The 25,681-nt window shown below is 64.4% G+C and carries 26 protein-coding genes; 20 read left to right on the top strand and 6 right to left on the bottom strand.

The annotated features are described in order from the left end of the window. Nucleotides 1-51: 51 nt before the first annotated feature. Nucleotides 52-267, bottom strand: a complete 216-nt coding sequence (locus U5A89_RS15590; RefSeq protein WP_338161979.1) for a circumsporozoite protein — start codon at nt 265-267, stop codon at nt 52-54. Nucleotides 268-494: 227 nt separating this feature from the next. On the opposite strand from U5A89_RS15590, the gene U5A89_RS15585 reads away from it, so the two are divergent. From U5A89_RS15585 to U5A89_RS15550, 8 genes are all read left to right on the top strand, one after another. Continuing rightward, a complete protein-coding gene (locus U5A89_RS15585; RefSeq protein WP_338161978.1) occupies nt 495-1,466 on the top strand; it encodes an ArsR/SmtB family transcription factor in 972 nt (323 codons plus the stop codon). Further along, a complete protein-coding gene (gene metF / locus U5A89_RS15580) occupies nt 1,463-2,368 on the top strand; it encodes a methylenetetrahydrofolate reductase (RefSeq protein WP_338161977.1) in 906 nt (301 codons plus the stop codon). The genes U5A89_RS15585 and metF overlap by 4 nt, the downstream gene beginning before the upstream one ends. A 126-nt stretch (nt 2,369-2,494) precedes the next feature. Beyond that, nucleotides 2,495-3,541: a homocysteine S-methyltransferase family protein gene (locus tag U5A89_RS15575; RefSeq protein ID WP_338161976.1), complete on the top strand. Its 1,047-nt coding sequence runs from the start codon at nt 2,495-2,497 to the stop codon at nt 3,539-3,541. Between the two features lie 86 nt (nt 3,542-3,627). Further along, nucleotides 3,628-6,228, top strand: a complete 2,601-nt coding sequence (gene metH, locus U5A89_RS15570) for a methionine synthase (protein ID WP_338161975.1) — start codon at nt 3,628-3,630, stop codon at nt 6,226-6,228. 192 nt (nt 6,229-6,420) lie between these two features. Continuing rightward, on the top strand, nt 6,421-6,855 hold the full coding sequence (locus tag U5A89_RS15565) for a DUF488 domain-containing protein (protein ID WP_338161974.1): 435 nt from the start codon (nt 6,421-6,423) through the stop codon (nt 6,853-6,855). A 166-nt stretch (nt 6,856-7,021) separates the two neighbouring features. After that, nucleotides 7,022-7,381: an argininosuccinate lyase gene (locus tag U5A89_RS15560; protein ID WP_338161973.1), complete on the top strand. Its 360-nt coding sequence runs from the start codon at nt 7,022-7,024 to the stop codon at nt 7,379-7,381. 105 nt (nt 7,382-7,486) lie between these two features. Further along, complete coding sequence (locus tag U5A89_RS15555) at nt 7,487-8,425, top strand: right-handed parallel beta-helix repeat-containing protein (RefSeq protein ID WP_338161972.1); 939 nt, start codon at nt 7,487-7,489, stop codon at nt 8,423-8,425. Between the two features lie 31 nt (nt 8,426-8,456). After that, nucleotides 8,457-8,651 carry a hypothetical protein gene (locus tag U5A89_RS15550; RefSeq protein ID WP_338161971.1) on the top strand — a complete coding sequence of 65 codons (195 nt, stop codon included), beginning with the start codon at nt 8,457-8,459 and terminating at the stop codon, nt 8,649-8,651. Between the two features lie 73 nt (nt 8,652-8,724). Here U5A89_RS15550 and U5A89_RS15545 read toward each other — a convergent pair whose 3' ends face one another. Further along, nucleotides 8,725-10,122, bottom strand: coding sequence for a helix-turn-helix domain-containing protein (locus U5A89_RS15545; RefSeq protein ID WP_338161970.1), 1,398 nt, complete (start codon nt 10,120-10,122; stop codon nt 8,725-8,727). A gap of 138 nt (nt 10,123-10,260) precedes the next feature. Here U5A89_RS15545 and U5A89_RS15540 point away from each other — a divergent pair, with 138 nt between their 5' ends. After that, a complete protein-coding gene (locus U5A89_RS15540; protein WP_338161969.1) occupies nt 10,261-11,853 on the top strand; it encodes an isocitrate lyase in 1,593 nt (530 codons plus the stop codon). 353 nt (nt 11,854-12,206) lie between these two features. Here the strand turns inward: U5A89_RS15540 and U5A89_RS15535 are convergent, their stop codons facing one another. Further along, nucleotides 12,207-14,015: a DUF885 domain-containing protein gene (locus U5A89_RS15535; RefSeq protein ID WP_338161968.1), complete on the bottom strand. Its 1,809-nt coding sequence runs from the start codon at nt 14,013-14,015 to the stop codon at nt 12,207-12,209. 215 nt (nt 14,016-14,230) lie between these two features. Between U5A89_RS15535 and U5A89_RS15530 the strand changes: the two genes are divergently transcribed. The 8 genes from U5A89_RS15530 to U5A89_RS15495 all read left to right on the top strand — a co-directional run bounded on the left by U5A89_RS15530 (nt 14,231) and on the right by U5A89_RS15495 (nt 20,771). Next, nucleotides 14,231-14,917 carry a glutathione S-transferase family protein gene (locus U5A89_RS15530; protein WP_338161967.1) on the top strand — a complete coding sequence of 229 codons (687 nt, stop codon included), beginning with the start codon at nt 14,231-14,233 and terminating at the stop codon, nt 14,915-14,917. 99 nt (nt 14,918-15,016) lie between these two features. Beyond that, on the top strand, nt 15,017-16,468 hold the full coding sequence (gene leuC / locus U5A89_RS15525) for a 3-isopropylmalate dehydratase large subunit (RefSeq protein WP_338161966.1): 1,452 nt from the start codon (nt 15,017-15,019) through the stop codon (nt 16,466-16,468). 109 nt (nt 16,469-16,577) lie between these two features. Further along, nucleotides 16,578-17,192, top strand: a complete 615-nt coding sequence (leuD, locus tag U5A89_RS15520; protein ID WP_338161965.1) for a 3-isopropylmalate dehydratase small subunit — start codon at nt 16,578-16,580, stop codon at nt 17,190-17,192. A 58-nt stretch (nt 17,193-17,250) separates the two neighbouring features. After that, nucleotides 17,251-17,574, top strand: a complete 324-nt coding sequence (locus tag U5A89_RS15515; RefSeq protein WP_338161964.1) for a DUF1476 domain-containing protein — start codon at nt 17,251-17,253, stop codon at nt 17,572-17,574. Nucleotides 17,575-17,586: 12 nt separating this feature from the next. Next, on the top strand, nt 17,587-17,820 hold the full coding sequence (locus U5A89_RS15510; protein WP_338161963.1) for a BolA family transcriptional regulator: 234 nt from the start codon (nt 17,587-17,589) through the stop codon (nt 17,818-17,820). Nucleotides 17,821-17,878: 58 nt separating this feature from the next. After that, nucleotides 17,879-18,211, top strand: a complete 333-nt coding sequence (gene grxD / locus U5A89_RS15505) for a Grx4 family monothiol glutaredoxin (protein WP_338161962.1) — start codon at nt 17,879-17,881, stop codon at nt 18,209-18,211. A 563-nt stretch (nt 18,212-18,774) separates the two neighbouring features. Continuing rightward, the gene (locus U5A89_RS15500) at nt 18,775-19,143 is read left to right on the top strand and encodes a BlaI/MecI/CopY family transcriptional regulator (protein WP_338161961.1); all 369 of its coding nucleotides are present in this window, start codon (nt 18,775-18,777) and stop codon (nt 19,141-19,143) included. Further along, nucleotides 19,140-20,771: a M56 family metallopeptidase gene (locus tag U5A89_RS15495; protein ID WP_338161960.1), complete on the top strand. Its 1,632-nt coding sequence runs from the start codon at nt 19,140-19,142 to the stop codon at nt 20,769-20,771. The genes U5A89_RS15500 and U5A89_RS15495 overlap by 4 nt, the downstream gene beginning before the upstream one ends. Before the next feature lie 62 nt (nt 20,772-20,833). Here the strand turns inward: U5A89_RS15495 and hemW are convergent, their stop codons facing one another. Further along, a complete protein-coding gene (gene hemW, locus U5A89_RS15490) occupies nt 20,834-22,006 on the bottom strand; it encodes a radical SAM family heme chaperone HemW (RefSeq protein ID WP_338163074.1) in 1,173 nt (390 codons plus the stop codon). A 1-nt stretch (nt 22,007) separates the two neighbouring features. On the opposite strand from hemW, the gene U5A89_RS15485 reads away from it, so the two are divergent. Continuing rightward, nucleotides 22,008-22,682, top strand: coding sequence for a CAP domain-containing protein (locus U5A89_RS15485; protein WP_338161959.1), 675 nt, complete (start codon nt 22,008-22,010; stop codon nt 22,680-22,682). Nucleotides 22,683-22,745: 63 nt separating this feature from the next. Further along, nucleotides 22,746-23,525: a hypothetical protein gene (locus U5A89_RS15480; protein WP_338161958.1), complete on the top strand. Its 780-nt coding sequence runs from the start codon at nt 22,746-22,748 to the stop codon at nt 23,523-23,525. Nucleotides 23,526-23,636: 111 nt separating this feature from the next. Here the strand turns inward: U5A89_RS15480 and rdgB are convergent, their stop codons facing one another. Continuing rightward, the gene (gene rdgB, locus U5A89_RS15475) at nt 23,637-24,266 is read right to left on the bottom strand and encodes an RdgB/HAM1 family non-canonical purine NTP pyrophosphatase (protein ID WP_338161957.1); all 630 of its coding nucleotides are present in this window, start codon (nt 24,264-24,266) and stop codon (nt 23,637-23,639) included. 88 nt (nt 24,267-24,354) lie between these two features. Continuing rightward, nucleotides 24,355-25,071 (bottom strand): ribonuclease PH, encoded by a 717-nt coding sequence (rph, locus tag U5A89_RS15470; protein ID WP_066604488.1) that lies wholly within the window; start codon nt 25,069-25,071, stop codon nt 24,355-24,357. Nucleotides 25,072-25,166: 95 nt separating this feature from the next. Between rph and U5A89_RS15465 the strand changes: the two genes are divergently transcribed. Further along, nucleotides 25,167-25,673: a DUF6438 domain-containing protein gene (locus U5A89_RS15465; RefSeq protein WP_338161956.1), complete on the top strand. Its 507-nt coding sequence runs from the start codon at nt 25,167-25,169 to the stop codon at nt 25,671-25,673. The last annotated feature ends 8 nt before the right edge of the window (nt 25,674-25,681 follow it).

Here is a 25,681-nt window from a genome sequence, read left to right as displayed (position 1 = left end):
GCCGGTGACGGTGCGACCCCTTTTCCAAATTCAAGATCCGAACGGACCTGATTACATCGCGTTCGCGGTGTTGTTGGTCGCGTTCGACGCAGCGTTAGCGGCGTTGTCGGCAGCGTTCAGCGCCGCGTTCATGGCGTTGTCGGCAGCGTTCGACGCGTTTTCGGCCGAGTTGGCGGCGTTGTTGGCGGCGTTTTCGGTGCCGCCCGAGCAGGCAGCCAGGCCGAGCGAAGCGGCGAGAACGAGCGAAAGAGCGATAGACTTAGTCATGGGCAGAACCCCTCTCTGAGAATAAAAAATTGCAGACCACTCCCGGAGAAAAAGCTCACCCCCATTGCGCCTGCGCGCCGATTCGTAATGCTTTGGGTCTGGCAAGGCAATCCCATTCATACAGGCGAAAGGTCGAATAGCCGCCATTTCATCGCATGTGCGGCGAAAAATGCCTGCAAAATTCACCGGCATTGACGCATATAAAGATTTCTTTATATGATGCGCGCATGCACGCAGCACTCGACATTTTCAGGGCATTGGGCGACCCGACGCGCTTGCGCATCATTCACCTGTTGCGGGCGATGGAGCTGGCCGTGGGCGAGATTGCGCAAGTCGTGGGGCAAAGCCAGCCGCGCGTGTCGCGCCATGTCCGAATCCTGGCCGAAGCGGGCCTGGTGGAACGGCGCAAGGAAGGCAATTGGGTGTTCCTGCGGCTGGGCAAGGCGGCGTCGGTCGTCCCGTTCCTGGCCCTGTTCGATCGGCTCGACCCGTCCGAAGGCGAGATATTGTGGCAGGCGGCGGACCTGGCGCGGCTGGCGGCGGTGCGGGCCGACCGGGCGCGCGCGGCGGAAAGCTATTTCGCCGAACATGCCGAGGAATGGGACGCGATCCGATCGCTCCATGTCGCGGAGGCCGAGGTGGAGGCGGCGATGACCGCGCTGCTGGGGCGCGAGCCGATAGGCCATCTGCTCGACATCGGCACCGGCACCGGGCGGATGATCGAATTGTTCGGCAAGGCCGCGGCGCAGGTGACGGCGCTGGATCGCAGCCCGGACATGCTGCGGCTGGCCCGCGCCAAGCTGCCGCAGGATGCGGGTGACAAATATGCGCTGCTGCTGGGCGATTTTGCCGCCCTGCCGCTGGAGCCGGGCAGCGCCGATACGGTGGTGCTGCATCAGGTGCTGCATTATGCGCAGGCGCCCGAACGGGTGATTGCGGAGGCGGCGCGGGTGACGGCGGGCAATGGCCGGGTGCTGATCGCCGATTTCGCCGCGCATGAACGCGAAGAATTGCGCCTGCGCGACCAGCATGCGCGGCTGGGCTTTTCCGACGAGCAGATCGAAAGCTGGTTCGCGCAGGCGGGTCTGGTGCTGGAGGGGGTGGAGACGCTGCCCGGCCAGGAATTGACGGTAGTATTATGGCTGGGGCGGCGCCGGAGCGGCAACGTCCTGCCGATCGAAGGACGGATTTCCGCATGACCCTGAATGATCCTGCTGCCCCGCTCTATGCGGATCTGGCCGGCGACGCCCGGGTAAGTTTCGAATTTTTCCCGCCCAAGACGGAAAAGATGGAAGCGCAGCTGTGGTCGGCGATTGAGACTTTGGCGCCGCTGGGGCCGAAATTCGTGTCCGTCACCTATGGCGCGGGCGGCTCCACGCGCGAACGCACGCATAATACGGTGGCGCGGATCGCCAAGGAGACGCCGCTGGCCGCCGCCGCGCACCTGACCTGCGTGGGCGCAAGCAAGGCGGAGATCGGCGAGATCGCCGACGCCTATTGGGAGGCGGGGGTGCGCCATATCGTCGCGCTGCGTGGCGATCCGCCCGAAGTCGGCGGCACGTTCGAGCCGCATCCCGACGGGTATAAGGGCGCGGCCGAACTGGTCGAAGGGCTGATGCAGCGTCATGCGTTTGAGATCAGCGTGTCCGCCTATCCTGAGGTGCACCCGGATGCGGTCAGTGCGCAGAGCGACCTCGATAATTTGAAGCGCAAGCTGGACGCCGGGGCGACCCGCGCGATCACGCAATTCTTCTTTTCGCCAGAGGCCTATTTCCGCTTCATGGACAAGGTCGGCGCGGCGGGAATTACGGCGGACATCGTGCCGGGCATCATGCCGGTCAGCAATTTCGCCGCGACGCAGCGCATGGCGGCGATGTGCAATACGCAGGTGCCCAGTTGGATGGCGCGCCTGTTCGAAGGGCTGGACGATCATCCCGGATCGCGCCAGCTGGTGTCGGCGACGATCGCGGCGGAACTGTGCCGCAGCCTGTATAGCGGCGGCGTGCGCGACTTTCATTTCTACACGCTCAACCGGGCGGAACTCAGCTTTGCGATCTGCCATTTGCTGGGGCTGAGGGCCAAGGCGGCGGTGGATGCCTGATATGAGAGCATTGTCCTCCCCCGTTCGGGCTGAGCCTGTCGAAGCCCAGCCCTTTGGTGAAGACCCGTACGTTCTTGAAGAAAAGTGCAGCCCTTCGACAGGCTCAGGGCGAACGGAGTTTTGATTATGACGGCCGAAGCACAATTACGCGCCCTGGCGGCGGACAAGATCCTGATCTTCGATGGCGGTTACGGCACGTCGATCCAGAAACATGGGCTGACCGAGGCGGATTATCGCGGCGATCTGGACCTGGCAAAGGACCAGAAGGGCAATAACGACCTGCTGTGCCTGACCCGGCCGGACATCGTGGAGGGCATCCACGCTGCCTATCTGGCGGCGGGCGCGGACATGATCGAGACGAACACCTTCAGTTCGACCAAGATCGCGATGGCCGATTATGGCTGCGAGCATCTGGTGTGGGACATCAATATCGCGGCGGCAAAGCTGGCGCGCAGCGCGTGCGACAAGGCGACCGCGGCGGATGGCAGGCCGCGTTTCGTGTGCGGATCGATCGGGCCGACGAACAAGACGCTCTCGATCTCGCCGGACGTCAACGATCCCGCTTTTCGCGAGGTGGATTATGATACGCTCAAGGCCGATTATCGCGAACAGTGCGAAGCGCTGATCGCGGGCGGGGTGGATTTTCTGCTGGTCGAAACCTGCTTCGATACGTTGAACGCCAAGGCGGCGGGCATGGCCGCGCGGGAGGCGGAGGAAGCGGCGGGGCGCGACGTGCCGCTGATGCTGAGCTTCACCATTACGGATATGTCCGGGCGCAACCTGTCGGGCCATACGATCAACGCCTTCTGGTATTCGCTGCGCCATTTGAAGCCGCTGACCATCGGGGTGAATTGCGCGTTCGGCGCGGATTTGCTGCGGCCTTATCTCAGCGAATTGTCCAAGAATGCCGACACGCTGATCCTGGCCTATCCCAATGCGGGGCTGCCCAACGAACTGGGGCAATATGATGAGTTGCCCGAAACGACCGCGCGGCTGATCCGCGACTGGGTGGATGAAGGGCTGGTCAATATGGTGGGCGGCTGTTGCGGGACGACGCCTGCGCATATCGGCGCGGTGGCGAAGGCGCTTGAGGGGCATCGCCCACGCGTGGTGCCGGAACTGCCGGTGGTCACGCGGCTGGCCGGGCTGGAACCGATGCATATCGTGGCTTGAACCCAACCGCCGTTCGTGTCGAGCGTAGTCGAGACACGGGCGCGAATGCTTCTCGACTTTGCTCGAAGCGAACGGATCTTAAAATAATGACCCAGAAATCCACCGCCACTTTCGTCAATATCGGCGAACGCACCAACGTTACCGGTTCGGCCAAGTTCAAGAAGCTGATCATGGCGGGCGACTATGCCGCGGCGATCGACATTGCGCGCGAGCAGGTGGAGAATGGCGCGCAGATCGTCGACGTCAACATGGACGAAGGGTTGCTCGACGCGGTCGAGGCGATGACGACCTTCCTCAAGCTGATGACGTCGGAACCCGACATCAGCCGCGTGCCGGTGATGATCGACTCCTCGAAATGGGAGGTGATCGAGGCGGGGCTGAAATGCGTGTCCGGCAAGCCGATCGTCAATTCGATCAGCATGAAGGAGGGCGAGGAGGCCTTTTTGGGCCATGCGCGCAAATGCATGGCCTATGGTGCCGCCGCGGTCATCATGGCGTTCGATGAGACGGGCCAAGCGGACACGAAAGAGCGCAAGGTCGAGATTTGCGAGCGCGCCTACAAGCTGCTGATGACGATCGGCTTTCCGCCCGAGGACATCATCTTCGACCCCAATATCTTTGCCGTGGGGACGGGGATCGAGGAGCATAATAATTACGGCGTCGACTTCATCGAGGCGTGCCGCGAGATCAAGCAGCGCTGCCCGCATGTTCATATTTCGGGCGGGCTGTCGAACTTCTCCTTCTCCTTCCGCGGTAACGAGCCGGTGCGCCGGGCGATGCATTCGGTGTTCCTCTATCACGCCATCCCCGCCGGCCTCGACATGGCGATCGTCAATGCCGGGCAGCTGGACGTCTATGACGCGATCGACCCGGCGCTGCGCCAGGCGTGCGAGGATGTGCTGCTGAACCGCGATCCCGATGCGGGCGAGCGGCTGGTGACGCTGGCCGAAAGCTATCGCGGCAAGGATGCGGCGGTCGAAAAGGCGGCGCAGGAATGGCGCGGCTGGCCGGTCGCTAAGCGGCTGGAACATGCGCTGGTCAAGGGCATCGACATGTATGTGGTGGAGGATACGGAGGAATGCCGCCTGTCCGCCGACAAGCCCATCGAGGTGATCGAAGGGCCGTTGATGGACGGCATGAACGTGGTCGGCGACCTGTTCGGCGCGGGCAAGATGTTCCTGCCCCAGGTCGTCAAATCCGCCCGCGTGATGAAGAAGGCGGTCGCGCACCTTTTGCCCTATATCGAGGCGGCCAAGGAACCGGGCGCCAAGGGCAAGGGCAAGATCATCATGGCGACGGTGAAGGGCGACGTCCATGACATCGGCAAGAATATCGTCGGCGTGGTCCTGCAATGCAACGGCTTCGACGTGATCGACATGGGCGTGATGGTGCCGTGGCAGGACATCATCAAAGCCGCGAACGATCATGATGCCGACATGATCGGCCTGTCGGGCCTTATCACCCCCTCGCTGGACGAGATGGTGACGGTGGCGCAGGAAATGCAGCGCGCCAACATGGTGATGCCGCTGCTGATCGGCGGGGCGACCACATCACGGGTGCATACCGCGCTGCGCATCGATCCGGCTTTCACCGGGCCGGTGGTGCATGTGCTGGACGCCAGCCGCGCGGTGGGCGTGGCGACCGCGCTCGTGTCCGAAACGCAGAAGGACGCCTTCGTCGCCAAGACCAAGGATGATTATGAGCATGTCCGCGTCGCCCGCGCCAATAAGGGGCAGAGCGCGCTGGTCAGCATCGAGGATGCACGGGCCAATGCGTTCGAGATCGACGAGAGCCTGAAGGCGCCGCGCCCGCGCCTGCCGGGCGTGCATCGTTTCCCGAACTGGGATCTGACCGATCTGGTGCCCTATATCGACTGGACCCCCTTCTTCCGCGCGTGGGAACTGGCGGGCAATTATCCCGCGATCCTGACCGACGACGTGGTGGGCGAAAGCGCAAGCAGCCTGTTCGCCGATGCGCAGGCGATGCTGGACAAGATCGTCAAGGACAAGTGGCTGACCGCGCGCGGCGTCGCAGGCCTGTGGCCGTGCCGCCGTCAGGGCGATGACATCATAGTCCATGTCGAGGATGAAAAGCATGTCACCCTGCCGATGCTGCGCCAGCAGATCCAGAAGCGGGAAGGGCGGGCGAACATGTGCCTGGCCGATTTCATCAGCCATGACGGCGACTGGATGGGCGGGTTCGCCGTGTCGATCCACGGCATCGAACCGCATCTCGCGCGCTTCAAGAACGCGATCGATGACTATTCGGACATTCTTTTGAAGGCGCTGGCCGATCGTCTGGCCGAAGCCTTTGCCGAGCGGCTGCACCATTATGTTCGCACCGCGCTATGGGGCTATGCCGAGGGCGAGCAGCTGACCAACGAGGCGCTGATCAAGGAGCAATATCGCGGTATCCGCCCGGCGCCCGGCTACCCCGCCTGCCCGGAACATAGTTTGAAGCCGATCCTGTTCGACATGCTGGACGCGCATCATGCCACCGGCGCGACGCTGACCGAGAGTTTCGCGATGCTGCCGACGGCGGCGGTCAGCGGCTTTTATTTCGGCCATGCGCAGGCGGAATATTTCGGCGTGGCGCGGGTCGGGCGCGACCAGCTGGAGGACTATGCGGTCCGTCGCGGGATCGACCTGGAGACGGCGGAACGCTATTTGCGGCCGAATTTGGATTGAAACCTTTTTCTTGATTCCCCTCCCTTCCAGGGAGGGGTTAGGGGTGGGTGGCGAGCGGCGCGAGCCGTCCGTTGTTGGCGGCATGGGATGATCGCTGCGCTCACGACCCACCCCCGGCCCCTCCCTTAGAGGGAGGGGGGTATTGTCGGGATGAGGGCTGGCGCTTCGCCACCCACGCACTATCTCCTGTCCATGCAAATCTTCACCATCGGCTATGAAGGCGTAACCCAGCCCGAACTGATCGCGACGCTGCAAGACGCGGGCGTACGCCTGCTCGCCGATGTTCGCGCGGTGCCGCTGTCGCGGCGGCCCGGCTTTTCCAAGAATATCCTGGCCGCCGGGCTGCGCGAGGCGGGGATCGATTATGTCGGCCTCAAGGCGCTGGGCACGCCGGCCGAAGGGCGCGAAGCGGCGCGCAAGGGGCAGCATGCGCGGCTGGCCGACATCTATGGCCGCCAGCTCGATTTGCCGGAAGCGATCGTGCAGGCTGAGCAGTTGAAGGACATGGCGGCGGAAATGCCCACCGCCTTGCTCTGTTTCGAGCGTGATCCCAGCGGCTGTCATCGATCGCTGTTGCTCGACGCGATCCTGCCCGATGCGGAGCGGGTGGACCTGTTCCCCGGATAGAGTGACGTGCCCTCAGATGGTGTCGGGTCGCCAATCGCCTTGGCGCATAAGCATCGGCTTTATTGCCATTTTGGCACAGGATCATGTCGGAATTTGCCTATTCCGTAAGCCCCTTATGTGATTATCATCGTCGCCGACCGGCACCTTGCCGGATCGGGGGAAATTCATGAAAGCGATTGCCATATTTCTGGGCGCCTGCGCCCTGTCCTTTGCTGCGCCTGCGCTTGCTGGCGATCAGGACTTCACGCTGTTCAACCGCACCGGCTACGACATTGCCGAAGTCTATGTCTCGCCAGCCAAGTCCAAGGCCTGGGGCGACGATGTGATGGAGGATGAGGTGCTGGAAGATGCGCATTCCGTGCCGATCACCTTCAAGGCCAAGAACGCCATCTGCAATTATGACCTCAAGGTGATCTTCACCGACGGCGACGAAGCCTATTGGACGAATTTCGACCTCTGCACGATCAGCAAGATCCAGATTTTCTGGAACCAGAAGACGCAGAAGGCGACGGCCAAGTGGGAATGACGGGGCGTTAACGCGGAGGGCTGCTTCCGTCCCGCGATGGGGCAGTTTTCCGTTAACCCTATCCGTGCGTTGGCGCAGGGGCGGTGGCGCGGTAGACGGGCGGCCATGCGCATCCTGACCACGACTCTGCTGCTGTCGGCAGCCATCACCGCCACCGCCTTTGCCCAGGGCGGCGGCGCGCCCTTCACCGTGACCGAAACCGGGCGCGCCTATGCGCAACTGGGCGACGCGATCGCGGCGATCGGCGACGGGCGCGGGACGGTGGTGGTGGCGCCGGGCACCTATCGCCAATGCGCGGTGCAGCAGGGCGGCGACGTCACCATCCGCGCGGCGAAGCCCGGCACCGCGATCTTCGACGGGGTGCCGTGCGAGGGCAAGGGCGCCTTCGTCCTGCGCGGCCGGTCCAGCACGGTCGATGGCATCATCTTCCAGAATATTCGCGTGCCCGATGGCAATGGCGCGGGCATCCGCCTGGAAAACGGCAACCTCACTGTGCGCAACAGCCTGTTCCGCAACAGCGAGGAAGGCATTTTGACCGGCGACTATGATGGCGGACAGGTCGTCATCGACAAATCGACCTTTCGCAAGCTGGGCCGTTGCGACCGCGATCTGGATTGCGCGCACGGCATCTATATCGGGCGGCTCGCCAACCTGACCGTCACCAACAGCCGGTTCGACCAGGGCGATGGCGGCCATTATCTCAAAACCCGCACGGCGCACGTCACCATCACCGGCAACAGTTTCGACGACAGCGCCGGGCATCTGACCAACTATATGATCGACCTGTCGAACGGCGCGGGCGGCATCATCAGCGGGAACGAGATGGTGCAGGGCAAGGACAAGGATAATTGGTCCGCCTTCATCACGGTCGCGCCCGAAGGCCGCGAACATAGCAGCGGCGGCCTGGTGGTTGAGGGCAACAAGGCCGGTTTCGTGCCGGGGCTGGCGCGCGATTCGGCCTTCGTCGCCAATTTCACCAACGATCCGGTGCGCATCGGCGCCAACCAGCTGGCGCCCAGCATGAAGATCAAGGACCGGCGCTGACTTGACGGCGGCGCTGTGGTAGGAGGGCGCGATGCGAACCACCTATGACAGCGCGACCGTCCGCCTCTATCATCTGGGCGATGATGGCGGCGCGACGACGATCATGTACGGCCCGCTCAGCGAAGCGTTGCGCGTGGCGGAACAGCAGCCCGAAGAGGTGCAGGACGGGCTGTTCCTGGCGACCGACAATGATGTGGTCGCCTATCTGGATTTGATCGAGGAATAGGGACGCGCGCACTAGCCGTTCCCCTCCCGCAAGCGGGAGGGGAACTCGCGTTCAGACGTGCGACATATCTCCATTACCCATCGCCAAATCCGAACGGCGCGCGCGTGCCGCGATAATCGTCGGGCAGCATGTCGCGACCGATCGGCGGGGCGGAGCGGGCCATGCATTGGCTGCGATGGCACAGGCGGCAGGTGACGCCGATCGGGGTCGGTTCGGGCGGCGGCGCGTCCTGCGTGTAGATCAGCCGATGGGCGTGGTCGGCGGCGCAGCACAGGGCGATGGCGCGGTCCACCCGTGGCGCGCCCCAGCCGCCGCCGCCCGCCGTTACCGTGCGCGCGATCGAGAAGAAGCGCTGGCCGTCGGGCAGTTCCAGCCATTGCGTCACCACTGCGCGCGGGGTTTCGAACACGCGATGCACCGACCAGAGCGGGCAGGAGCCGCCATGGCGCGCGAAAGGAAAGCCCGCGCCGTCGAGGCGTTTCGACACATTGCCCGCCGGATCGACGCGCAGGAAGAAGAAGGGGACGCGTTCCTGCCCCGGCTTTTGCAGGGTGGTGAGGCGATGGGCGGTCTGTTCGAAGCTGGTGCCGAACTGGCGGGCGAGGGCTTCGACATCATAGCGGCGTGCTTCGACCGCCTTGGCGAAGGCGGTGTAGGGCATCAGGATCGCGGCCGCGGCATAGCTGGCAAGCGCGCGGCGGGCGAGGCTGCGGCCGCTCGCGCCGCTGAACTGGCCGTCGTTCAGGATCGTGTCGAACAGCTTGCGCATGTCGAGATAGGCGATCTGGAGCGCCAGCTGAAAGGTGGAACTCGCGCCGTCCAGGGTGTCATCCAGCAGCACCGCGTCGCGATGGCGGTCGAGGCGGCGCATCGACCCGGCCATGATATCGGAGGGCAGGCGGCGGATGCGCAGATTGTGGTGCGCCTTGAGCCAGGCGGGCAGGCCGCCTTCGGCCTCGGCTTCGACCGCGAGTTTCTCCGCAGCATCGTCCAGCAGCGGGAAGCTGTTGCGCCGGGCGGCGAGGAAGCGGCGGGATTCAGCGACGGGATCGGCGGCGTCCTCGGTCAGCTGCGCGCCTGCGCCGCGATCCGCCAGCGCCAGATGCTCCTCGCGATAGCTGGTGTAGAGGCGCAGCAGCGCTTCGGTGATGCCGGGATAATTGACTGCGACGTCGTCGGTGGCGAGCATCGGCAGGTCGATGTCGGCGAACATCGGGTCTTTGAGCACTGCCTGCAACCGCGCGGTCTGCTCCGCCCCGCCGTCGCCTGCGACCTCCGCCATGTCGAGCTTGTAGGTGCGGGCTAGGCGCAGCAGCATGTCGGCGGTCAGCGGTCGCTGGTTGCGTTCCAGCAGCGCGACATAGGAGGCGGAAATGTCGAGGTCGGCAGCCATGTCCGCCTGCGTCAGGCCCAGGTCGCGCCGCAACCGCCGCAAGCGCGGTCCCATATAAACCGGGCGATCCTTCGCCATGGCATTCAACTCCTGTGCAGCCTTTACAACTTTACACCAGTTTTTTGTAAAGATCGACAACTGGACCTTTGCGCGGGTGCGAAAAGGTGATTGAGCTGTCTATGTCGTTGTCCATTCCCGCACGAAGGAACGGACGACATGACCTATCAAAGTGACATCGCCAAGGCCGACGACCTGATCGCCGCGCAAGCCAATTGGGGCGGCATCGCCGCCGAATCGGTGGCCCGGATGCGGACCCAGAACCGCTTTCACACCGGCCTCGACATCGCCCGCTATACCGCCAAGATCATGCGCGCCGACATGGCCGCCTATGATGCCGACCCCGCCCGCTACACCCAGTCGCTGGGCTGCTGGCACGGTTTTATCGGCCAGCAGAAGATGATCGCGATCAAGAAGCATTTCGGCACGACCAAGGGCAAATATCTCTATCTGTCCGGCTGGATGATCGCGGCGCTGCGCAGCGAGTTCGGGCCGCTGCCCGATCAGTCGATGCATGAGAAGAGCAGTGTTCCAGCGCTGATCGAGGAACTCTATACGTTCCTCAAGCAGGCCGATGCCCGCGAACTGGGGATGCTGTTCCGCGATCTTGATAAGGCGCGCGAAACCGGCAACGCCGTCGAGGCGCAGCGGCTGACGCACGCGATCGACCATTATGACACCCATGTCGTGCCGATCATCGCGGATATCGACGCGGGCTTCGGCAATGCGGAAGCGACCTATCTGCTCGCCAAGAAGATGATCGAGGCGGGGGCGTGCGCGCTCCAGATCGAGAACCAGGTTTCGGACGAAAAGCAATGCGGGCATCAGGACGGCAAGGTCACGGTGCCGCATGAGGACTTTCTGGCGAAGGTCCGGGCGTGCCGCTACGCCTTTCTGGAACTGGGCGTCGATGACGGGATCATCGTCACGCGCACGGACTCGCTGGGCGCGGGCCTCACCAAGCAGATTGCGGTCAGCAAGGCGCCGGGCGATATCGGCGACCAATATAACAGCTTCCTCGATTGCGAGGAGATCGACCCGGCGACGGCGAGGAATGGCGACGTCATCCTGAACCGGGACGGCAAGCTGCTGCGCCCCAAGCGGTTGCCGAGCAACCTGTTCCAGTTCCGCGAAGGCACCGGCGCGGATCGTTGCGTCCTCGATTGCATCACCTCGTTGCAAAATGGCGCGGACCTGCTGTGGATCGAGACGGAAAAGCCGCATATCGAGCAGATTGCCTCGATGGTCGATCGTATCCGGGAGGTCGTGCCCAATGCCAAGCTGGTTTATAATAATTCGCCCAGCTTCAACTGGACGCTGAACTTCCGCCAGCAGGTTTATGATGCCTGGGTCGAGGCGGGCCGGGATGTCAGCGCCTATGACCGGGCGAAGCTGATGAGCGTCGATTACGACGATAGCGATCTGGGCCGCGAGGCTGACGACCGCATCCGCACCTTCCAGAAGGACGCGGCGGCGCGGGCGGGGATATTCCACCACCTCATCACCCTGCCGACCTATCATACCGCGGCGCTCAGTACCGATAATCTGGCGAAGGACTATTTCGGCGAGGCCGGGATGCTGGGCTATGTCGAAGGCGTGCAGCGCAAGGAAATCCGCCAGGGCATCGCCTGCGTGAAGCACCAGAATATGTCCGGTAGCGACATCGGCGACGATCATAAGGATTATTTTGCCGGGGAAGCCGCGCTGAAGGCGGGCGGCGCGCACAATACGATGAATCAGTTTGCGGCCTGAAGAGGAACGTCATTCCCGCGCAGGCGGGAATCCATCTCTCAACGTCGCATTGAGATGAGAGGTCAGGAGATGGATCCCCGCCGGCGCGGGGATGACGATACTGGCCGGAATGTGCGGCGTGCAGGCCACAGGCTGTCGAAAGCCGGATTCGCGGTGTCGCCGTGAACCGAGCCAGTTCGCGGGCGCGTGCAGAGCGCCCGCGAATTTGGGTGGAAGAACTGGACGACCCGGCGGCGCACCGTCGGGTCGTTTTTTTGTTACGCTGCTCTCAAAGTATTGTGTTCCCGCGGAGGCGGGAACCCAGATCAGGGGCAGAACTGGGTTCCCGCCTGCGCGGGAGCACATGGCGTATGTTACGCGATCCCCATCCGCTGCCGCACCGTCTGCTTCAATATGTCGAGCGGCATCGCGCCCAGCGTCAGCACTTCGTGAAATGCCTTGAGGTCGAACTTCGCGCCCTGCTTCGCCTTCACCTCGTCGCGCAGTTGCGTCCAGACCGTATGGCCGATCTTGTAGCTGCACGCCTGACCCGGCCAGACGGTGTAGCGGTCGATCTCGCCCTGGCTGCGGCCGCGGGCGATGCCGGTGGTGGCGATGAGGTAATCGGTCGCTTTCTCGCGGCTCCAGCGCTTGGCGTGCATGCCGCTGTCTACCACCAGACGGGTGGCGCGGAACAGGAGCGACTGGAGATAGCCGACCTGGCCGAGCGGATCGCCGTCATACATGCCCATTTCGTCGGCCAATTGTTCCGAATAGAGCGCCCAGCCTTCGGAGTAGCCGCTGTAGAAGCCGCGGCGGCGGATCATGGGGATGGAGTCGGACTCCAGTGCTACGGTGACCTGCAAGTGGTGCCCCGGCACCGCTTCATGATGGGTGAGCGTTGCCAGGCCGAATTTCGGCCGGTCGAACGTGTCGCGCAGGTTGATGAAGTAGATGGCGGGGCGCGACCCGTCGAGCGAGGCGTTCTGGTAATAGCCGCCGGGCGCGCCCGCCTGGATCGTCACCGGCACGCGGCGAACCTCCACCGGCGCCTTGGGCACGGTGTTGAACGCGTCGGGCAGGCGCTTTTGCATCGCGACGATCTGGCTGTTGAGTTGCGCCAGCAGCGCTTCGCGGCCCGGATCAGTGTTGGGGAAGAGCTGATCGGGGCGCTTGTTGAGCGCCACCAGTCGATCGCCGACGCTGCCCTGGCTCATCCCTTCGCCCTTGAGGATCGTGTCGATCCGCGCACTGATCTCCGCGACCTGCGCCAAGCCCAGCTGATGGATTTCATCGCCGGTCAGCCGGGTCGTGGTCGCCGCTTCGGCGGCGGCGGCGTAAAAGGCGTCGCCATCGGGCAGGCGCCAGCAGCCCGCATCATGGCTCGCCTTCGCCCGCAATTGCTGCACCAGTGCGCGTTGGCGATCGACGGCGGGGAAGATTTTCTCCGCGACGATCTTTTCCGCCTGTGTGGCGCGCTCGGGCGGCAGGCCTGCGGCGGCGAGTTTCTTGACGAAGGACGCGACGAGCACGGTCTGCGCGGGCGTCTGGTCGCGCAGGGAGGCCTGCATCTTCATGGTCGTGTCGAGAATATAGTCGGGTGCGAACACGCCTTTGGCCTCATCGGCCTTTTGCCGGGCCAGTTCGCCGTCCATTGCGATGGGAAAGGCTTCCAGCCGCGCCAGATAGGCGTCGGCGTCGGCGGCATCCTTCACCCGATGCTGCGAATCGAGGAAGTCGGGCACTTCGCGATAGCTGCCGGTCAGTTGGCTCAGGATATAGGGCGCGTAGCGGCCCGCCGTTTCGCCATAGCCGAAGCGTTCGCCGCCCACGGTGCGGTCCAGCTGATAGGCGACGACGTCATAGTCCAGCTGGCTGGCAGGGCTTAGTGCGGTGCGATCGACGCTGGCGAGTTGCTTTGCCTGCGCCTTGGTCTGGGCCAGCGCGCGCGCCGCGCCCGCCGCGCTGGTGTCGGACAGCTTGCCACGCAACGCCGCCCGCGCGCCGGTGTCGAGGCCAAGGCGTGTCGCCTGTTCCGGGGATTCGGCCAGGCGGCCGTAGAAGAAATCGTCCAGCATCGCGCGGAAACGTGTGTCGGCGCTGCCCGTCTGGGCCAGGGTGCTGGGCGTGGCGGCGGCGAGGGCGGAGGCGCCGCTGGTGGCGAGAAATTGGCGTCGGTTCACGACTATAGGCTCCATCGATCGGGGAGGGGCGGCAAGGGGGGCGCCGCCCGGGATGCGCTCTTTTGACGTGCGTTCAACAACTTGGCTAGGCTTCAAGTTACGTGCTCTCGCGGCGTTTATATAAGCCCAGCTTGTGTACGCCATGGATCGTTGCGGCTGTCACGCCGTTACCCGATAGGCTAATCCGCGCGCAGCCTGCACAGGGAGGAAACGGCATGTCCTACACGCTCATCACCGCCAATCGTAATTATAGCAGCTGGTCGTTGCGCCCCTGGGTGCTGATGACGGCGCTGGGCATTGCGTTCGACGACCGGATCGAACCCTTTGCGTCCGCGACCAACTATGCCGCCTTCCGCAGCTTTTCGCCCACCGGCCAAGTGCCCGCGCTGATCGATGGGGATCGCACCGTCTGGGATTCGCTCGGCATCATCCTGTATCTGGCCGATCGCCATCCTGGCGTCTGGCCGACGGACGAGGCGGCGCGCGCCTTTGCGCAATGCGCGGTCGCCGAAATGCACAGCGGGTTCACGGCCCTGCGCAACGATTGCACCATGAATGTCGGCGTCCGCGTCGAGCCGCATATGCATTCGCCCGCTTTGGGCCGCGACATCGCGCGGCTGCGCGAATTGTGGGAGGAGGGGCTGAACCGGTTCGGCGGGCCTTTCCTGGCCGGGGACGGCTTTACCGCGATCGATGCCTTTTATGCGCCGGTCGCCTTTCGCGTGCGCACCTATGGGCTGGATGTCGGGCGGCAGGCGCAGGACTGGGTCGATCATATGCTGGCGCATCCGGCGATGCTGCAATGGGAGAAGGCGGCGCTGGGCGAGACATGGCGCGAGGAAAGCCACGAGGCGGAGGTGGGCGCGGCCGGTCGCATATTGGAAGATTATCGCGCGATCTGACCGGCCTGTAACATTCTTGCCCGCCTGATGGAGGAAACGGCATGTTTTGATGCCTTGCCCCCTTTTCCCGCTGTCATTCCGGGTCTAGGGGGAAGGCCTATGGTTAAGTTTCGCACCCTTTACGAAAAGATCTGGGACGCGCACGTCGTCGAACGGCGTCCCGATGGCACCTGCCTCATCTATATCGACCGGCACCTCGTCCATGAAGTGACGTCGCCGCAGGCGTTCGAAGGCCTGCGCCTTGCGGGGCGCAAGGTGCGCAGGCCCGATCTGACGCTGGCGGTGCCGGACCATAATCTGCCCACCACGCCGCGCCGCGACGCGCAGGGCAATCGCATTCCCATCGCCGATCCCGAAAGCGCGCAGCAGCTCGAAGCGCTGGAGCGCAATGCGCCCGAGTTCGGCGTGCGCCTGATCGGCGACGCGGACCTGGAGCAGGGTATCGTCCATGTGGTCGGCCCGGAACAGGGCTTTACTTTGCCCGGCACGACGCTGGTCTGTGGCGACAGCCATACGTCCTCGCATGGCGCGCTGGGCGCGCTGGCGTTCGGCATCGGCACGTCGGAAGTCGAGCATGTGCTGGCGACCCAGACATTGCTGCTCAAGCAGTCTAAGACCATGGAAGTCGTGGTCGATGGGCAACTGGCCCCCGGCGTCACCCCCAAGGATGTCGCGCTGGCAATTTGCGGCACGATCGGCACGGCGGGCGGCACGGGCTATGTCATGGAATATCGCGGGTCCGTGTTCCGCGACATGTCGATCGAGGGGCGGCTGACCGTCGCCAATATGTCGATCGAGGCAGGTGCGCGATCCGGCCTGTTCGCGCCGGATGAGAAGACCTTCGCCTATATCAAGGGTCGCCCGATGGCGCCCAAGGGTGCCGACTTCGACGCGGCCGTCGCCTATTGGAAGACGTTGCACACGGATGAAGGCGCGGTGTTCGACAAGACCGTCGTCATCGACGCCGCCGATATCGTGCCCAACGTCACCTGGGGCACCAGCCCCGAAGACGTCGTCGCGGTGACCGGCGTGGTGCCCGATCCGCAGAGCTTTGCCGACCCGTCTAAGCAGGCCGCCGCGCAAAAGTCGCTCGACTATATGGGCCTGACTGCGGGGCAGCGCATGGCCGATGTTGCGATCGAACATATCTTCATCGGTAGCTGCACCAACAGCCGGATCGAGGATCTGCGCGCTGCTGCCGCCTTGCTCAAAGGGCGTCATGTCGCGAGCGGCATCAAGCATGCGATGGTCGTCCCCGGCTCCGGCCTGGTCAAGCAGCAGGCGGAAGAGGAAGGGCTGGACCGCATCTTCCTGGACGCCGGGTTCGAATGGCGCGAGCCGGGCTGTTCGGCGTGCCTTGGCATGAACCCGGACAAGGTGCCCGCAGGCGAACGCTGCGCATCGACCAGCAACCGCAATTTCATGGGCCGTCAGGGTCCGGGCGCGCGCACCCATCTGGTGTCGCCCGCCATGGCGGCGGCGGCGGCGATCACGGGTCGTCTGACGGACGTGCGGGAATTGATGAACACACAAGAGGGGATCGCGCTGTGAAGAAGATTTTCTGGGTTTTGACGCTGGGTGCGCTGGCGAGCGCGGCAATGGCGGCGACCCTGGGACGCGCCGAAGATATTCCGGCAGAGCAGGCGAAGAAGGTTCATTGATGGACAAGCTGACGACCGTCGACGGCCGGGCCTATCCGTTCGGGATGAAGAATGTCGATACCGACATCATCATTCCGGCCCATTGGCTCAAGACGATTTCGCGCAACGGCATGGGCCGCGGCGCATTCGAAGTGCTGCGCAAGGAACCGGGCAACGTCTTTGACGATCCGACCTATGTCGGCAGCCCGATCCTGATCGCGGGCGACAATTTCGGTTGCGGCTCCAGCCGCGAACATGCCGCCTGGGCGATCGCGGACCTGGGCATCAAGGTGGTGATCGCGCCCAGCTTTTCCGACATTTTTTCGGGCAATGCGTTCAAGAACGGCATCCTGACCGTGGTGCTGCCGCAGGCCGCGATCGACCGGTTGATGGACGTCGCGCAGGGCACCGATGGCACGCCCGACCCGATCCATGTCGATCTGGAGGCGCAGACCGTCACCACTCGTTTCCAGGATCGCTTTGCTTTCGATATCGATCCGTTCCGCAAGCACTGCCTGCTGGGCGGGCTGGATGAGATTGGCCTGACGCTGGACCAGGCGGATGTGATCAGCGGCTATGAAGTCACCCAGGCACAGGAACGCCCCTGGATCGTGCCCGCCGGCGCTGTTGCGTAACGGCGCGCTTCTTCCTATCTCCTGCAAGACATACTGACATTGAACGGGGCTTTGACGCATGACCACCTTTGACGATCGCGAAAAGGCGTTCGAAAATATGTTCGCCCACGACCAGGAAATGGAATTTCGCATCCAGGCGCGGCGCAACCGCCTGCTGGGCGAATGGGCGGCGGTGAAGATGGGTCTGACGCCGGAAGAAACCGATTCCTATGCCAAGGCGGTCGTGCAGGCGGATTTTGAGGAAGCGGGCGACGAGGATGTCATTCGCAAGCTGGTGGGCGACATGACCTCGGCCGGGATCGACATCGACGAAGCGGGCGTGCGCGCCGCGCTGGACGAGCAGGCGGTGATTGCCCGCCGCATGTTCATCGAAGCGCAATAAGGCCGCCATCCCATGCCGATGGCCGCCGACGATATTGCCGACATGATCCGCGCCGCCATTCCCGATGCGCAGGTCGAAATTACCGACCTGGCCGGGGACGGCGACCATTATGCCGCCAAGGTCGTGGCGGAAAGTTTTCGCGGCATGAGCCGGGTCGCGCAGCAGCGCGCCGTCTATGCGGCGCTCGGCGGACGGATGGGCGGCGTGCTGCACGCCTTGCAACTGACCACTGCCATTCCCAACTAATCTTTATATCGATTTGCGCGCCCGGATCGGCGCGCCAGACAGGACTGGACCTTTAGACATGACCGACGCCGTGCATCAGCGGATTGCCGAACTTGTGGGCGCCCATGACGTGGTGCTGTTCATGAAGGGCACGCCGCTCTTTCCGCAATGCGGCTTTTCCAGCCGCGCCATCGCGATCCTGGAGCATCTGGGTGTCGCCTATGACACGGTCGACGTGTTGCAGGATCAAGGCGTGCGCCAAGGCATCAAGGCCTTTTCCGACTGGCCGACCATCCCCCAGCTTTATGTGAAGGGCGAGTTTGTCGGCGGCAGCGACATCATGATGGAAATGTATGAAGCAGGCGAATTGCAGCAGCTGATGACGGATCAGGGTGTCGCTGCGGCAAGCTGAGCGGATTTGCGATCAGGCATAGGAAGGGCGGTCCGGTTCGGGCCGCCTTTTTTGTGTGTTGGGGTTGCTGCAACATAAGCTCCTCTCTTTTAAAGGGAGGAGTTGGGTGTGTGCGAGCGAAGCGAGCGGCTAGGCCAGTGACGGTAGAGCGACACTTCGTGGCGCACCCACCCCCGACCCCTCCCTTGAAAGGGAGGGGAGAAGAAGACGCCACCTTCGGTCGGACGCCCATGGTGGTACATGGCTGGAGCCGGAATTATGGGGAAAAACGATACCAACCGGGTGGGGGATGCTAGCGGAGACGGGCCTGCATCCCCCGATAGTTGAACGGTGGGAACGCGACTAAAGTCGCAATCCTTGTGCCAATATCGCGCAATCGGTCGAAAGCGGGCGATGCAAAGGTTAACGCATCAACACGCGTCATGCCGTCTGTCAAAATTCCCGACATATCGCGGCTTCCCAGCGCGTACCCTCGCTTGAAGTCACCATCAACCCCTATTGACTACATCCGTAATCGATGCGACTACGTCTGTAGTTGTTAATGGCGAGTCGGGTCAGTCGAAGTGAGCGAGAAGATCAGCGAAGCGGAACTGGTGGTGATGGAGGCGCTGTGGGAAACCGCGCCGCAGACCGCCAATGACGTTGCCGACCGGGTCGCCGCCGACCGCGACTGGAGCCTGCAGACGGTCAAGACTTTGCTGTCGCGGCTGATGGGCAAAGATGCGATCGCCGCTGAGCAGGATGGCCGCCGTTTTCTCTATCGCCCACAGATTGCGCGGGACGATTATGTCGCGGGCGAATCCGGGCGGCTGGTGAACCGGCTGTTCGGCGGGCGCGTGTCGCCGCTGGTCGCCCAGCTAGCGCAACAAGATCAATTGACCGCGGACGATATCGCCGAGCTTGAGGCTATCCTGAAAGGGTTGAAATCATGAGCGTCTGGCTGGCCGAAACGCTAATCGCTGCGACCTTATTGATGGCGCTGGTCATGATGGTGCGGCGGCCGGTCGCACGCTGGCTGGGGGCGGGGGCGGCCTATTGGCTGTGGGCGCTGCCGCTGGCGCGGATGCTGTTGCCCGCGCTGCCGAACGATGTCGATCCGTCGCCATTGCATGTGGCGGTGGATCAGGTGGGCTTGCCCGACATGCTGATGGCGGTGCCCACCGCGCCGATTGCGGCGTCGGCGCCGTCCATCCCCTGGCTGGAGATCGGCATCGGTGTCTGGTTCGTCGGGCTGGTGGCGTTTCTGCTGGTCCAGATCGTCGGCTATGCGCGCTTTCGCCGCCATATGCTCGACGGCGCGACGCCGATCGGGGAGGATGGGCGCATCCGTTTGATCACCAGTCCCCACGCGTCCGGACCGCTGGCCTTCGGCGTCATGCGCCCGTACATCGTCCTGCCCGCCGATTTCGCGCTGCGTTACGACGCGCAGGAGCAGGATATGGCGATCGCCCATGAACGGGCGCATCACGAGCGCGGCGACCTGGCCGCCAATATGATCGCGCTGCTGCTGCTGGCGATCCATTGGTGCAATCCGGTCGCCTGGATCGCCTATCGCGCCTATCGCGCGGACCAGGAAACCGCCTGCGACGCGCGCGTGCTATCGCTCTACGGCCGCGATCAGGCGCATATCTATGGCCGCGCCATATTGAAGGCGGCGGGCGGGCGGCAGTTCGCCGGCGCCTGCCACCTCACCCGTATCACGACGCTCAAAGGGAGGCTGAAAATGCTGTCCAACCATGATTTGTCGCTCCAGCGCATCAGCTGGGGCATGGCCGCCGTCGCGGTCGTCACCGCCGCTGGCCTGGCGCTCACCGCGTCGGGCAGCCGCGCCGCGCAGCAGATGGCCGCGATCACCGACAAGGTGGGAAGCGCCGACTTCGCCAAATTGTCCAACCTGGTGTCGCAGCCCGCCGCAGCCAACGTCCCCGCGGTTGCCGAAGTTGCGGCGGTCCCGGCGATGCCCAGCGTGCCTGAAGCGCCTGCGGCCAAGGCCGCCGATGAATCCTGGGCGCCGCCAGCGCCCCCGGCTCCGCCCGCACCGATCGTGCCCGCCGCAGACATGATCGCCCCGGTCGCGCCGACGCCGCCCGCGCCGCCGGTCGTGCGTCGTGACAAGGGTCGCATGACCGTCACCTATGCTAATGGCCGGGTCGATACCCACCGCATTCCCACCGAAGCGGACATCGCCCGCATGGTGCCGGTGGTCGATGTGCGCGAAGGCTGCGACGGCAGCAAGGACGCGACGACCCGCCGCGAAACGGTGGATGCCGATGGCCGCCGCCATATCCGCGTGCGCATCTGCACCGCGGCGATCGAGCGGGCGGCGCAGCGGTCCGCTGATATGGCCCGCATGCAGGCGGACCGCGCGGAACGGCAGGCGAACCTGGACGAAGCCCGCGCCGACCGCGCAGCGCGTTTGCACCATGTCGCGGCGCTGAACGGTTTGCGGACAGCGCGGGCGCAGATTGCGCGCAACCGGTCGATGCCTGCCGATGCCCGCGCGGAGGCGCTGCGCGAGATTGATGATTCGATTGCGGAACTGCGCAATGATCAGCCTTGAGGGTGAAGCCGGTCGAGAGAGGTCGGCACTGGCTTCCCGCCTGCGCGGGAACGCGTAGTGACTTAAATCGCGACCACTTCGGGTAATATCGCGTCGAGCAGCAGCATCCCCGCCGGGGCCACCTGCAACCTTGTGCCGGTCAGATGGATGAGGCCAAGGTTGGCGAGTTGGGCGATCGCCCGGTCATCGACCAGCTGCCCGGTATCGATGCCCGACAGGGCGGCGATGCGGGACAGGTCCACGCCTTCACCCAGCCGCAATCCCATCAGCAGCGCTTCGCGCGCGCGATCTTCGGGCAGCAGCGGGTCTTCGCTCTGCGCGCCATGGCCGTTGCGGGCGACCGCACCCAGCCAGTTTTCCGGTTTCTTGTGCCGCATCGTCGCCATGCCACCGCGCCGCCCATGCGCGCCCGGACCGATCCCGGCATAGTCGCCATAGCGCCAATAGGTCAGGTTATGGCGGCTTTCCTGTCCCGGACGGGCGTGATTGCTGATCTCATAGGCGGGGATGCCCGCCGCGCCGGTCATCGCCTGGGTCAGTTCATAGAGCGTCGCGCCATGATCGGGGTCGGCGGGCGTCAGCTTGCCCTGCGCCACCAGCGTGGCGAAGCGGGTGCCCGGCTCGATCGTGAGTTGATAGAGCGAGAGATGGCCGGTGCCGAAGGACAGCGCCTGGGCCAGTTCGGCCTGCCAGTCCGCTTCGCTTTGGTCGGGGCGGGCGTAGATGATGTCGAAGCTCACCCGGTCGAACACGCGCCGCGCGGTGTCGAGCGCGGCCAGCCCCTCCGCCACGTCATGGGCGCGGCCCAGGAAATGCAGCGCTTCGTTATCCAGCGCCTGAAGGCCGAGCGAGGTGCGGTTGACCCCGGCGGCGGCGAGATCGGCGAAGCGCGCGGCTTCGACCGAATTGGGGTTGGCCTCCAGCGTGATTTCTATGTCCGGGGTGAAGCCCCAATGGTCCTGCGCCGCGCCGATCAGCGTTTCGACCAAAGCGGGCGGCATCAGCGACGGCGTGCCGCCGCCAAAGAAGATGGAGGCCAGCGGGCGGCCTGCGGTCAACGCCGCCTCATGCGCCATGTCGGCCAGCAGCGCGCCGCGCCACACGTCGATATCCACGCCGTCGCGGACATGACTGTTAAAATCGCAATAGGGACATTTGGATACGCAAAAGGGCCAATGAATATATAAGGCCTGGGCATCGGCGATGGCCGACGGCTTTTGGGGAGTGGGGGACATCATGGCTGGGGGCAGCCCTAAAGTGTTTTGGCGCGCTTCGCTATGGGCCGTGATGTGGCTGGCGAGTAGTGCGCAGGCGACGAGCGATAGCGACGGTGCGGGCGCGCGCCCGGCTGGCATAGCAAGCGCGGTGATGCCTGCGGCCTATTATGGCTTGGTCGAAGCGCCGCGGGGCGCGGCGATGCTGCGCGCGGCGATGCTGGACGCGCATAATGGCGAGCGCGCCTCACTGGGCTTGCCGTTGCTGGACTGGGACGATGCGCTGGCGGCGGATGCCGCGCGCTATGCCGACGACATGGCGCGCACCGGTCTGTTCCGCCATTCGGCGCGGGGCAGTCGCGCCACTCCCAGCGGCGAAAATCTGTGGATGGGGCCGCGCCGCCTCTATGGCTATCAGGCGATGGTGGGCGCGTTTCTGGACGAGAAGCGACTGACGCGGGTCGCCGGCAAGCTGCCTGATCTCAGCACAACCGGACGCTGGCAGGATGTCGGTCATTATACGCAGATGATCTGGCGCGGGACGAGGAAAGTCGGCTGTGCGCTGGGCGAAGGGGCCAATGCGGACTATCTGGTCTGTCGCTATGTCCCGGCCGGTAATACGTTCGGCAAGGGGCCGCTGGATGCGGACGACGCGCCGCCGATGGCGGGCACGCAGGTCGCCAGCGTCGGTCAATAGGCGGCGATGGATATTCTCCGGGCGGCAGGCATTGAACAGCAAAGGCCGCCAGAGGAGAAGAGGATGCGCCGCGCGTCATTGTCATGGATCATATCGGGCTGCGCGCTGATGGCGCTGAGCGCGTGCGGTCAGGCTCCGGAACAGGGGCGCAACGCGAATGTGGCGGCCATGAATGAAGTCGCTGCCCCTGCGACCCAAGCGCCGACGAATGAGAGCGCGGGGCACAGCCCGATGCCCGACGCAGCGCCCGTTACCGACACGGCAAGCACGGCGCCGCTGTCATGTGCGGCGGATATCGGATCGGCGGCGGCGGCGAAACGCGTCGCGATCTGCCGCAATGTGTCCCCCGCCACCCATCCGCCCTGCAACGCGGCCAATAGCTGCGCGATGATCGAGGATGAGATCGCCCGCAGTTGCGCCCTGTTCGATGGAAAGGGCGAGCCGATGGCCGGATGCGATCCCGCACCCAAGAGCATGGCGGCGGCAGTCGCGGTGGTGCAGCGTTATTATTCCGCGATCAACGCGCGCGATTATGGCACGGCCTGGACGCAATGGGGCGATGACGGGCCGCCGAACCAGACGCTGGAAAAATTTCAGGCGGGCTTTGCGGGGACGCGGTCGACGCGAGTGACGATCGGTTCGCTGGAGCCGGGGGACGGCGGGGCCGGGTCGATCTACCAGACTGTGCCTGTCACGGTGGACTCACAGCTGGCGGATGGTACGCGCCAGCGCTTCGTCGGCGATTATGTGGTGCGGCGGGTCAACGATGTGGACGGCGCGACGGCCAGCCAGTTGCGCTGGCATATCGGCCAGGCGAAGCTGAAGGCCGTGCCGGTGCGCTGAACGGAGTGACATAGTCCCAAATCCTGTTCGTTTCGAGCGAAGTCGAGAAACGGGTCGTGGTGCCGCATGCTTCTCGACTTCGCTCGAAACGAACGGGCAAGAAAGGAGAGGTCAGAAAACCGCTGCCACCAGCTTTGCGAATGCGTCGGCGCGGTGGCTCATGGCGTGCTTGGCGTCCGGGTCCATCTCGCCGAAGCTGACATCATGGCCGTGCGGCTGAAACATCGCGTCATAGCCAAAGCCGTTGGCGCCGCGCGGCGGCCAGACCAGCGTGCCGTCGATCCTGCCTTCGAACGCTTCGACATGGCCGTCGGGCCAGGCGAGGGCGAGGGCGCAGATGAAATGGGCGTCGTGGCCTGCGTCCGGTCCCTTGGCTTCGACCCCGTCCCACACTTTGCGCATGGCAAGGTCGAAATCCTTGGTCGGTCCGGCCCAGCGCGCGGAGAAAAGGCCGGGATCGCCGCCCAGCGCCTCGACGCATAGGCCGCTATCGTCGGCCAAGGCGGGAAGGCCGGACAGGTCGGCGGCCTGCATCGCCTTCAATTCCGCATTCGCGATGAAGGTGGTGCCGGTTTCCTCCGGTTCGGGCAGGTCCAGGCTGGCAGCGGAGATCGGCTCTATCCCATAGGGACCGAGCAGCGCCGCGATTTCGCGCACCTTGCCGGGATTGTGGCTGGCGATCACCAGCTTGCCCGGGGCGAGCTTGCGGATCGCCTGTTCCTGTCCGAATTGGTCGGTCATCATCTACCCTTATTGTCCTCGTCCGCCGTCCAATCAAGGGAAAGCGGGACCCCGGGTCAAGCCCGGGGTGACGGTAAAAATGGAGACCTTACCGCCCTGTCGCCACATCCTGCGCCGCGAAGATCTTCGCGCAGCCGATGCGGGCGAGGCGGAGCAGGCGGAGCAGCTCTTCCTCGTCATAGGCCGCGCCTTCGGCGGTCGCCTGCACTTCGGCGAACTTGCCGTCGCCGGTCAGGATCAGGTTGGCGTCCGTTTCCGCATTGCTATCTTCGGCATAGTCGAGGTCGAGGACCGGCGTGCCTTCGAAGATGCCGCAGCTGATCGCCGCGACCTTCTGGATGATCGGGTCTTCCTTGAGCGCGCCGGACGCCAGCAGCTTGTCCACCGCGATGCGCAGCGCGACCCAGCTACCCGAAATGGCCGCTGTGCGCGTGCCGCCATCGGCCTGGATCACGTCGCAATCGACCACGATCTGGCGCTCGCCCAGTTTCTTAAGGTCCACGACGGTGCGCAGCGACCGGCCGATCAGCCGCTGAATTTCCTGGGTGCGGCCCGACTGCTTGCCCTTGGCCGCTTCACGGCTGCCGCGGGTGTGGGTGGCGCGGGGCAACATGCCATATTCGGCCGTGACCCAGCCCGACCCCTTGCCGCGCAGGAAGGGTGGCACCTTTTCTTCCACCGACGCGGTGCACAGCACGCGGGTGTCGCCGAAGCTGATCAGGCAGCTGCCCTCGGCATGGATGGTGAAGCCAGGTTCCATGGTGATGTCGCGCATCTGGTCGGGCGCTCGGCCGGAAGGACGCATAATTTTCTACTCCGAAACGTTCAGTTGACGGCGCTTAACGTCCGATGGCGCGACTTGCCAGTGTCGCGAACGAAATAAGACGTTAAAGAGGGGACATGACACGATATGCGATGATGGCGGGGATAGCGTTGCTGGCGGGCTGCGTCGGCGGCGGGGACACCGAACTGGAAACGCCCAAGGCACCCGGAGAGACGATCCGCTTTACCGCCGGGCGCTGTTTCGGCGCTTGTCCGGCCTATAGCCTGCGCGTGACGCCGGACGGATCGGGCCTGCTGGAGCCGGAGAAATTCACCGCCGTGCCCGGCCCGACGCGCTTTGCCGTGACCATGGTGCAATATCGCCGCCTGCGCACCGCGCTGGCGCCCTATCGCCCGCCAAGCGGCACGACCAAGCGGATCGGCAATGGCGAGAATTGCACGCGCTTTGCGACCGACATGCCCGGCTATACGATCGAATGGACCGGCAATGGCGGCAAGCCGACCCGGCTGGAGTTTCAGTCCGGCTGCATGGATGCGCGCTATGCCAAGTTGCGCACCACGATCGCGGCGATCCCCAAGATGCTAGACGTCGAACCGATGCTGAAACCCAAGCCCGCCCGATAGGAGTGTGT

Source organism: Sphingobium sp. HWE2-09 (assembly GCF_035989265.1).
In the GTDB taxonomy this organism is placed as follows: Bacteria; Pseudomonadota; Alphaproteobacteria; order Sphingomonadales; family Sphingomonadaceae; genus Sphingobium.
This window is presented reverse-complemented; position numbering and strand designations above follow the sequence as displayed.

Excerpts from the sequence above, each read along its gene's own strand:
- U5A89_RS15590 (WP_338161979.1), bottom strand. The coding sequence starts at position 267 with ATGACTAAGTCTATCGCTCTTTCGCTCGTTCTCGCCGCTTCGCTCGGC.
- U5A89_RS15585 (WP_338161978.1), top strand. The coding sequence starts at position 495 with ATGCACGCAGCACTCGACATTTTCAGGGCATTGGGCGACCCGACGCGC.
- metF (WP_338161977.1), top strand. The coding sequence starts at position 1,463 with ATGACCCTGAATGATCCTGCTGCCCCGCTCTATGCGGATCTGGCCGGC.
- U5A89_RS15575 (WP_338161976.1), top strand. The coding sequence starts at position 2,495 with ATGACGGCCGAAGCACAATTACGCGCCCTGGCGGCGGACAAGATCCTG.
- metH (WP_338161975.1), top strand. The coding sequence starts at position 3,628 with ATGACCCAGAAATCCACCGCCACTTTCGTCAATATCGGCGAACGCACC.
- U5A89_RS15565 (WP_338161974.1), top strand. The coding sequence starts at position 6,421 with ATGCAAATCTTCACCATCGGCTATGAAGGCGTAACCCAGCCCGAACTG.
- U5A89_RS15560 (WP_338161973.1), top strand. The coding sequence starts at position 7,022 with ATGAAAGCGATTGCCATATTTCTGGGCGCCTGCGCCCTGTCCTTTGCT.
- U5A89_RS15555 (WP_338161972.1), top strand. The coding sequence starts at position 7,487 with ATGCGCATCCTGACCACGACTCTGCTGCTGTCGGCAGCCATCACCGCC.
- U5A89_RS15550 (WP_338161971.1), top strand. The coding sequence starts at position 8,457 with ATGCGAACCACCTATGACAGCGCGACCGTCCGCCTCTATCATCTGGGC.
- U5A89_RS15545 (WP_338161970.1), bottom strand. The coding sequence starts at position 10,122 with ATGGCGAAGGATCGCCCGGTTTATATGGGACCGCGCTTGCGGCGGTTG.
- U5A89_RS15540 (WP_338161969.1), top strand. The coding sequence starts at position 10,261 with ATGACCTATCAAAGTGACATCGCCAAGGCCGACGACCTGATCGCCGCG.
- U5A89_RS15530 (WP_338161967.1), top strand. The coding sequence starts at position 14,231 with ATGTCCTACACGCTCATCACCGCCAATCGTAATTATAGCAGCTGGTCG.
- leuC (WP_338161966.1), top strand. The coding sequence starts at position 15,017 with ATGGTTAAGTTTCGCACCCTTTACGAAAAGATCTGGGACGCGCACGTC.
- leuD (WP_338161965.1), top strand. The coding sequence starts at position 16,578 with ATGGACAAGCTGACGACCGTCGACGGCCGGGCCTATCCGTTCGGGATG.
- U5A89_RS15515 (WP_338161964.1), top strand. The coding sequence starts at position 17,251 with ATGACCACCTTTGACGATCGCGAAAAGGCGTTCGAAAATATGTTCGCC.
- U5A89_RS15510 (WP_338161963.1), top strand. The coding sequence starts at position 17,587 with ATGCCGATGGCCGCCGACGATATTGCCGACATGATCCGCGCCGCCATT.
- grxD (WP_338161962.1), top strand. The coding sequence starts at position 17,879 with ATGACCGACGCCGTGCATCAGCGGATTGCCGAACTTGTGGGCGCCCAT.
- U5A89_RS15495 (WP_338161960.1), top strand. The coding sequence starts at position 19,140 with ATGAGCGTCTGGCTGGCCGAAACGCTAATCGCTGCGACCTTATTGATG.
- hemW (WP_338163074.1), bottom strand. The coding sequence starts at position 22,006 with ATGTCCCCCACTCCCCAAAAGCCGTCGGCCATCGCCGATGCCCAGGCC.
- U5A89_RS15485 (WP_338161959.1), top strand. The coding sequence starts at position 22,008 with ATGGCTGGGGGCAGCCCTAAAGTGTTTTGGCGCGCTTCGCTATGGGCC.
- U5A89_RS15480 (WP_338161958.1), top strand. The coding sequence starts at position 22,746 with ATGCGCCGCGCGTCATTGTCATGGATCATATCGGGCTGCGCGCTGATG.
- rdgB (WP_338161957.1), bottom strand. The coding sequence starts at position 24,266 with ATGACCGACCAATTCGGACAGGAACAGGCGATCCGCAAGCTCGCCCCG.
- rph (WP_066604488.1), bottom strand. The coding sequence starts at position 25,071 with ATGCGTCCTTCCGGCCGAGCGCCCGACCAGATGCGCGACATCACCATG.
- U5A89_RS15465 (WP_338161956.1), top strand. The coding sequence starts at position 25,167 with ATGACACGATATGCGATGATGGCGGGGATAGCGTTGCTGGCGGGCTGC.